General features: G+C 67.5%; 2 protein-coding genes and 1 pseudogene. All 3 read right to left on the bottom strand.

The genetic code is table 11. From position 1 onward, the window contains the following. The coding region (gene rpsP / locus ELR45_RS24580) for a 30S ribosomal protein S16 (RefSeq protein WP_129668795.1) at nucleotides 1–425 on the bottom strand (425 nt) is incomplete at its 3' end. 222 nt (nucleotides 426–647) lie between these two features. Continuing rightward, the gene (locus ELR45_RS24585; protein ID WP_129668702.1) at nucleotides 648–863 is read right to left on the bottom strand and encodes a hypothetical protein; all 216 of its coding nucleotides are present in this window, start codon (nucleotides 861–863) and stop codon (nucleotides 648–650) included. Beyond that, nucleotides 860–1,171 (bottom strand): annotated as a pseudogene (locus ELR45_RS35765) (hypothetical protein); the annotation flags it as partial. The pseudogene ELR45_RS35765 and the gene ELR45_RS24585, both read right to left, overlap by 4 nt.

The raw sequence follows: 1,171 nt of genomic DNA on the forward strand, positions 1-1,171 counted from the left end.
TCTGTCTTCGCACCTTCGGCCTTGGCGGCGCTCTTCTTTGCCGTCTTCTTCTTCGGCGTGGTGGCGTCGCTCTTCGGCTCGCCGTGCACCTCGGCAAGCGCGGCGTCGAACCGGGCTCGCTTCTCGGCCTTCGGCTCTGCCACCTTCAGTGTGCCCTCGGCACCCGGCAGGCCCTTGTGCTTCTGCCAGTCACCGGTGACCTTCAGGATGGCGAGAACGGACTCAGTAGGCTGCGCGCCTACGCCGAGCCAGTACTGCACGCGCTCCGAGTCGACCTTGATCAGGCTCGGCTCGAGCTTCGGGTTGTACAGGCCGATCTCCTCGATGGCCCGGCCGTCGCGCCGGGTACGGGAGTCGGCGACGATGACTCGGTAGTGCGGGGCGCGGATCTTTCCTATCCGCTTGAGCTTGATCTTGACAGCCACGGGCGTGGAGTCTCCTTGTGGTGTTTGCATGGGTGAGCCGCTGACCACCTGAGTGGGGCACCGGCGTCGACGGCTCCGATGGACTGACGGACCGCGGGTGAGAGGGGCCACACGGAACGTCGGTTCAGCAGGTTATTGTGCCAGATCCGCCGGCACATTCCCAACCCGGCGTTTCGATGATCGTGACTCCAGACAGTTTACGACGTTCCTCGCCGGCGGCGGTCATGAGACCTTGCGAGCCCGCAGAATGGCAACCGCCTCGGACCGTGCCTCCGCAAGCCGAGTCAGGCGGTCGGACCAGCGCTGCCAGCGGCGCGCCGCGCGCGTCTGAGCCGCCATACGAGTCCGCTGCACATCCCGCAGGCGCTCGGCGTGCGGGTCGTGATGCCCGAGCGGCCCGGACAGCACGGCCGCCTCCGGTGGGGGAATCCTTGTCATGTCGTCTCTCCCTCATCGTCAGTCGTCGATATCGAGTCCGTCAGCGGCGACGCTGTCACCCGGGGCGGATCACACGTGGTCGCGCCGAACACGCGCACGATCCGTGCGCCCTCGGGGCGCAAGGACGGATCGTCCATGCGCGCCCGGAACCGGTCCCCCAGCTGTGCGAGCGCCTTGCTCACCTCGGCCATCTCCTCGGCCGTCGCCCAGAAGGTGGCGGAGGCGATCGTGGAAGACTCCGCCCACTCCGGCGAGTCCTCCGGTATCCGGCCAAGGAAGTCCCGCAGCCGCTGGGCTTCCCGTTCGAC

The organism is Phytoactinopolyspora endophytica (genome assembly GCF_004138495.1).
GTDB lineage: Bacteria > Actinomycetota > Actinomycetes > Jiangellales > Jiangellaceae > Phytoactinopolyspora > Phytoactinopolyspora endophytica.